This is a genomic window from Algibacter luteus, from assembly GCF_900141715.1.
Classification (GTDB): domain Bacteria; phylum Bacteroidota; class Bacteroidia; order Flavobacteriales; family Flavobacteriaceae; genus Arenitalea; species Arenitalea lutea.
The window spans coordinates 360,108-367,171 of the sequence record NZ_FQYK01000004.1; the positions used below are offsets into that span (position 1 = coordinate 360,108).

The window sequence follows — 7,064 nt, forward strand, 5'->3', positions numbered from 1 at the left end:
ATTTTAATGTAGTATTAATTAGTTAGGTTTCCTTATGTACTGAGAATTAAATCAATATATAAAGTTAGTGATTTAATTTTTTATTGGATTGGTTTTATTTTATTATCTTGAAACTAGTACGTCTATTAGCTTGATGCTGCACTTCTGTACACTTTATTGTGTCAGTACAACCATTTCCGATATGATCTTCACCATAGCCCTTATATGCAATAATTCTTTCAGGACTTATACCATTATTCACTAAATAGTTATATGTGGTAATCGCTCGCATTTGAGAAAGCTTATAATTGTAAGACGCAGGGCCTCTAGCATCTGTATAAGACTCAATGCTAATTTTCATACTAGGATATTCGTTAATCATCGTATGGATTAAACCATCTAATATTTGAATATCTTCATTTCTAATATTTGAACCATTAAAACTAAAATAAATTGGTGATAATTCTAGTGATTCTGGAATCTCAGAAATAGTTTCTACTTCGGCTAAAGGTTGTAAGTTAAAAGTAAATGAAATTGCATTTTGTTTTCTTTCAATATTTTTAGAGGATACATCTTTCAAATATTCGGTATATCCGTCGTTGCTAATTTTCACATTATAGTCTGAATCTCTATCCAAGTAAATATTAAATTGCCCCTTTTCATTTGTTAAGAGATCAGCAATTTGAAAATTGTTCTCGTCTAGTAATGTTACTTTGGCATCAGTAATTGGGCTATTCGTAATTTCATCGAAAACCGTGCCTTGAAGTGTTAATTGCGGTGTTCTATCAAAAGCGTATATATCATCACTACCAACCCCTCCTTTTCTATTTGACGCAAAATAACCAGATAAACCATTTTCATTCATAAAAAATGAAAAATCATCTTTACTTGAATTTACCGGAGTACCAAGATTAATAACATTAATTATATTATTATTTGAATCTTTAACGGTTCCAAAAATGTCAAGCATGCCTAATCCTGGATGACCATCTGATGCGAAAAACAAAGCACCTTCGTTATTTACAAATGGAAATCTCTCGTTATGTCTTGTATTAACAACACTGCCAATATTTTTAGGCTTACTATACTTTCCATTATTTATGTCAACATAATAAATATCAGAACCTCCAAAACCACCAGATCTATCTGAAGCGAAATAGAGTTTTGTTTCGTCTGGACTTAATGCCGGATGACCATTAGAATAATGATTACTATTAAAAGGAAGTTCTTCGATGTTAGTCCATTTCCCTTCAACCAAAGAAGCTTTATAAATTTTTAAGTTTGATATGCCTTGATTATTTCTCCCTAGAACATTTCTTATAAAATCTGTTCTGGAAAAATACATAGTATTACCATCTTTAGTCATTGTAATTGGACCATCATGATATACCGAATTTATATCGCCTTTGAGTTTAAATTTACTTCCAATTAAGCTATCATTAGAGTTTTTATCTTTAGCATAGATATTAAGGAATGGTTCCTCATCCCAACCGTTACGGTGTTTTTTTAATGAGCCTTCATCTCTTGATGAAGCAAAATATACTTTTCCGTTATGCTCGTATGCTCCAAAATCGCTGTATTTTGAATTGTAACTAACGTCCTTTAATAAGTATTGCTTTTTAGCAGAAAAAATAGAATTTAAAAAATCTGAATCTTTTAAATATTTTTGTTCTTCAATATTACCACCAGCTTCTTTAAATTGTTGCATCCAGACTCTAGACTCTTCATAGTTTTTAACACCTCTTAATGCTTGAGAATAGTTATAATAATATTCTATAGGCACATGGTTTTGTTTTACAGCTTTCTCGTAATAAACTACAGCACTATCTGGGTTTCTCAAAAAAGCATAACTATCGGCCAATTGTCTGGTGGCATGGTCTGTATTAACACCGTGATCTATTAATTCATGATAAGCATTAGTAGCTTGAACAAAAGCGAAATTATTAAATAAATTATCTGCTTTTTTCTGCATATCATTTTGCGCAAACGAGCACAAAGCTATATGCAATATAAATCCTGTTATTATGTAGTTTTTTAATTTCATTTGGGGTCTTTATTTAATTAAAATCCTATTCTTATGACTAAAAGTCTATTATACTCGCAATTAGGTTTTGCGTTTTTTATTCCATTTTTACAACTATAAATTGTGTACGTCTATTTAATTGATGATCTTTTTCTTCACATTTTTGACCGTCTTCACAGCCATTAGTTAATCTTCGTTCACCAAAACCTTGATGCTCTGTAATTCTAGTAGGATCTATACCTTTAGATAGTAAATATTCGTAAGTGGCGTTAGCTCTATCAATAGATAGCTTATCGTTGTATGAAAGTGCTCCTCTTGAATCTGTATGCGACTCAATACGAATAACCATTTCTGGATAATCGTTTTGCATCAAGCTTACTATTTTATCTAATTCCTCTCTTGCATCAGGTCTGATTTTATGGCTATCAAAATTAAAATAGATTGTATTTAAATCAATTTCGGCTAATTTAACTACATCTTGAACTGGATTTAATAACAAGTTGGCACTTATTGTAATTAACTCCGTTTGAATATTTCTTGAGGTAAATTCCCGATAATCAGAGATATACTTATCTTGATTAGCAACTATTTTATAGTCTTTATTTCGGTCTATATTAATTTGAAAATAGCCGTTTTCATCGGTTTCCATGTACGCTACTTGATTATCATTTTCATCAAATAGGGTAATTTTAGCGCCTTTTACTGGACTAGTGTTAATAGCATCGGTCACAACACCTTCAACATGTAATACAGGTTCTCTGTGAAATGCATAAATATCATCGCTTCCACGTCCGCCTTGTCTGTTAGATGCAAAATATCCAGTAATACCATCGGCATTCATCGTAAATGCAAAATCATCTTTGTTTGAGTTTACAGGAACACCTAAGTTTATAACATCTACAATAGTTTCTTCATCTTCACCCTTTATAGAAGCAAAAATATCCAGCAATCCTAATCCGGTATGCCCATCAGAAGAGAAGAATAGAACACCCTCATTATTTATATAAGGAAAACCTTCTGCACTTTCAGTATTAATTACATTACCTAGGTTTTGCAAATTACTTAAAGACCCGTCAGGCGCAATATCTACGCACCAAATATCAGATCCTCCAATTGAGCCAGGTCTATCAGAAGAAAAGTACAATTTGGTATCATCTATATTTAAAGCGGCGTGTTGTGTTGAAAAGTTATCACCGTTAATTGAAAGATCTTCAACATTTGTCCATAAACTATCTACCAAAGTAGCTCTATAGATTTTCATGTTGGTTAATCCCTTTTTATCTTTTACTTCAATATCATCTTTAAAATTATTTCTAGAGAAATACATGGTTTTCCCATCTTTTGTTATGGTAACTGGTCCATCATGATATATCGAGTTAACATCACCTTTAACTTTAGCCGTATAATCCACATTTCTTTTAGAGCCTGCATCAGTAACATATACATCTAAAAAGGGTTGTTCATTCCAACCATATAGACGTTTAACAGCTACACCTTCATCTCGAGCGGAAGCAAAATATACTTTACCGTCATGTTCAAAAGCACCAAAATCGCTGTACTTAGAATTAAATCGAACTCTATCTAAAAAGTATTGTTGTTTGGCACCAAATACACTAGTTATAAATTTAATATCTTTTGAAAAATCATTAGAACTAACCACACCTCCTGAATCTTTGAAGCGTTTTAGCCATATTTGAGATTCGTCGTATTTTTTCATACCACGAAGCGATTGTGCATACTTATAATAGTATTCTATAGGAACATTTTTTTGCTTAACAACACTTTTATAAAATCTTGAGGCATTTCTTGGGTCTCGTAAAAATGCATAACTATCTGCTAGCTTTCGTGTAGCGTAGTCTCTATTATAATTATCTTGTACAAGCTCTCTATAAAGTTTTGCAGCTTTAACAAAAGAAAATTTATTGAATAATGTATCAGCTCTTTTTTGTTTTCCTTGTTGAGAAAACGCAGTGAAACTTATCATTAATGCAATACAAACTAATATAAAATTTTTAGTATTCATAGAAAAATTATAATTAGAAATATCTAGGTGATTTTAATTTAGAACTTAAGAATTTAAACTCGTATATAAGCAGTATTTCGTGTGTTCCGGTTGTATAATCTGCAATTTCAGATATTGGCTTTTCATAAGCATATCCAATACGTAATTGTCTAGATACTTGAAAGTCTACAATACCACCAATTGCAGCAGTTTGTTCGTTAATTCTATAAGAGCCACCTAACCAAAACTTTTCATTAAATAAAAAGTTTGCAGTTAAATCATAAGATACAGGAGCTCCATTTGTCGCTTTTATTAAAGCAGCTGGTTTAAATTTAATACTTTTCGTAATATCTAAAACACCACCAGCTGTAAAATAGTAACTTATTCTATCGAGAGCTTCAAAGTCGTTTTTATTATTGGCATCATTGTTTAAAATTCTAGGTGCCGATATACTAGCATAAATTCTATTCGTACTCCAATAAATACCAGCACCCACATTTGGAGCCCATCTATCTGCAGTCCCATAAATTAATGGGTCGTTTGAATTGTCCTCATCTAAACGGAAACTAGTATCAAAGCTAAACTGAGTAAATCCTGCTTTTAATCCAAATGCTAATTTACCATCTTGTCCAGTTGGAATACTATAAGAAAAGTCACCATACAAATATGTGAAATTTTGCGGACCCAAATCATCTTCAATAAAAGATAAACCTAAACCAACTCTATCATTTCTTAATGGTGTATGGATAGAAAGCGTTTGAGTAATTGGACCACCTCTAAAGCCAACCCATTGACTTCTGTGTAATCCAACAATACTTAATGCCTCTCTACTACCAGCGTATGCCGGATTTATTGAGATTGTGTTGTACATATACTGTGTAAATTGTGGTAATTGCTGTGCAACCCCAACCGTACAGCTAAACAACGCAATAGCGATTATATTTTGTTTTAAAAATTTCATAGGTTAAGATGTTATTTGGTTCCTAAGTAAACTGGACCGGTTAATGGGCTCAATCCACTATTTCTTAAATTAATGATATAATAGTAAGTTCCGTTAGGTAATTTTCCGTTATTTCCAATTGACGATTTTGGTGACGTACCATCCCAATCTCCAAATGCGCCTGATCCAGATTTAATACTTCCTAAGGTATAATCATTTGACTCATATACTAGTGCACCCCAACGGTTAAATATTTTAACTTCGGCTACAAAACCACATAAATCTATTCCTTCAATATCAAAAGATTCATTAAAACCATCATCATTAGGTGTAATTGCTGTTGATATAGAGATGTCTTTTTCTCCACATGGCAATACTTTACATTTAGCATCAATAACCATAATTACATCGGTAATATTAATACATCCGTCTTGGAATCCAGTATATCTTATTACATATTGAATACCTTCAGTATTAGGATTAAAATCTAAAGAATATGCAGCTTCTAAGTTAGTTGGATCAAAAATACTTCCTGTAACTGTTGCTATTGGATTACCTTCAATTATTTCCCAACTACCTCCAAAGGTATCTTCAGGAAGATAGTCATCTAAATTAATAGCACCATCGAAAAAGCATCTATCTTCAGCCACTACTTCTGTTAAAATCTCATCAAGTGATACATTTAATGTTTGTGTATAAACTTCTTCATTATTACAAGCATCTCTAACAGTCCATGTTCTGATGATTTGATAATCGGCGATTACATTTTCATCAAAGGTGTTTACTTCATCAAATTCTACAATTACATTAGAAGAGCAATTATCAGTAAACTCCACTACAGGAATTTCAGGTATCTCTGTACAACTCACATTTAATTCTTTTATGATCGACGAAGCAGGAACAGGCGCAGTTGTGTCTTGCACTGTTATTACTTGAGTGTGTGTAGTTGTTAATCCACATTCATCGGTAGCTATCCAAGTACGGTTAATTGTATAATTTGATGGACAATTTCCATTAATTCTAACATCACTCGCTGAAACCGTAGCATTTCCACAATTGTCAATTGCAGTTAAAGTTGATGCCTCTGGTATTGCATCACACTCCACCGTGATATCTCTTGGTAAAGATTCAACAAATGTAGGGGGCGTAGTATCCTGCACAACTATAATTTGTGTATATGTAGAAGTCAATCCACATTCATCAGTTGCAACCCATGTACGAGCTAATGTATAATTATTAGTACAATTACCATTAGTTCTTGAATCACTAACTTTTACTGTAGCCGAACCACATGAATCGGAAGCTGTTAATGTTTCTGGAGCAGGTATAGCATCACATTCTACAACAATTCTTGGCAAAGGTAGTGTCCCATTGAATGTTGGCGGCGTAATATCTTGAACAGTTATTGTTTGAACATGAGTTTTTATTACACCACACTCATCAGTTGCAGTCCAAGTACGCGCTATGGTATAGTTACCAGGACAATTTCCATCAGTTCTTAGATCATTAACCGATACTGTTGCTGTACCACAATTATCAGTTGCTGTTAAAACTTCTGGTTCAGGTATATTATCACATTCCACAACAATATCTGTGGGAAGCGTTGTTTGATCAAATTCCGGAGCAGTTGTGTCTATCGTTGAAATAATTTGATCTGCACTAGCTACGTTACCACAAGCATCGGTTGCAGTCCAAGTACGAGTAATTGTAAAATTACCAGAACAAATACCATTTGTTGTTACGTCGGTAAATGTAACAACTGGATTTGGATCACAATTATCGACAGCAGATGCTGTACCAAAATTAGTAGTTGATAAATCATCACTACATTCTGCTGTTACGTTTGCAGGTAATGTAAGTACAGGAGCTATAGTATCTTTAACTGTATAAGTATACGTGTAAACCGATTCGTTTCCAGCACAGTCGGTATAAGTATACGTATAAATCTTATCACCTTCACATACAGGATCTGCATTCTCTGTAATTACTGGTGCTAAAAGATTACCACAAACATCCATTACAGCAGGAGCAGCAGGCTGGATTGCATCCGCAATACACTCTACAGTAGAACCAGCATTTGCAGGTACTACAGGAGCCGTTGTCACATCAATTGTATAAGT

General features: G+C 33.1%; 4 protein-coding genes. All 4 read right to left on the bottom strand.

Features of this window, described 5'->3' with window-relative positions; translation table 11 throughout:
• Positions 1-94: 94 nt before the first annotated feature.
• Positions 95-2,023: an OmpA family protein gene (locus BUA46_RS10050; protein ID WP_019386382.1), complete on the bottom strand. Its 1,929-nt coding sequence runs from the start codon at positions 2,021-2,023 to the stop codon at positions 95-97.
• A 76-nt stretch (positions 2,024-2,099) separates the two neighbouring features.
• The gene (locus tag BUA46_RS10055; RefSeq protein ID WP_237714650.1) at positions 2,100-4,025 is read right to left on the bottom strand and encodes an OmpA family protein; all 1,926 of its coding nucleotides are present in this window, start codon (positions 4,023-4,025) and stop codon (positions 2,100-2,102) included.
• A gap of 13 nt (positions 4,026-4,038) precedes the next feature.
• Entirely contained in the window at positions 4,039-4,965 is a 927-nt protein-coding gene (locus BUA46_RS10060; protein ID WP_019386380.1) for a PorP/SprF family type IX secretion system membrane protein, read from the bottom strand.
• Positions 4,966-4,976: 11 nt separating this feature from the next.
• On the bottom strand, positions 4,977-7,064 hold a 2,088-nt coding region (locus BUA46_RS10065), incomplete at its 5' end, for a T9SS type B sorting domain-containing protein (protein ID WP_143148111.1).